The sequence below is a fragment of the Bowmanella dokdonensis genome, from assembly GCF_017254865.1.
Lineage (GTDB): Bacteria > Pseudomonadota > Gammaproteobacteria > Enterobacterales > Alteromonadaceae > Bowmanella > Bowmanella dokdonensis.
Genome location: NZ_JAFKCV010000346.1, coordinates 1 through 293 on the forward strand (window position 1 = coordinate 1; position 293 = coordinate 293).

General features: G+C 49.5%; 1 protein-coding gene. It reads right to left on the minus strand.

Annotation, left to right across the window (positions count from 1 at the left end; translation table 11 throughout):
- Nucleotides 1–293: ubiquinol-cytochrome c reductase iron-sulfur subunit (gene petA / locus J0A66_RS22880; protein ID WP_206576082.1), on the minus strand; the 293-nt coding region annotated here is incomplete at both ends.

Below are 293 nucleotides of genomic sequence, written 5' to 3' on the forward strand. Positions count from 1 at the left end.
CCGAAAATACGCGGCCGGCCATATCGAACTTAGAACCATGACATGGGCAGAAGAAACCTTCTGGTACACCTTCGACCTGTTCTTCGAATGCACCATCTTTAAGGTGCTGGGGAGAACATCCAAGGTGAGTACAGATCCCGACCAGAACCAGATATTCCTCTTTTAGGGAACGATATTGATTCTTCGCAAACTCTGGTTGTTGAGGTTCATCAGAAGCCGGATCTTTTAGAAGCTCTTCGTGCTTGCCCAGCTCCGCCAACAGTTCTGGAGTACGGCGAACGATCCAAACCGGT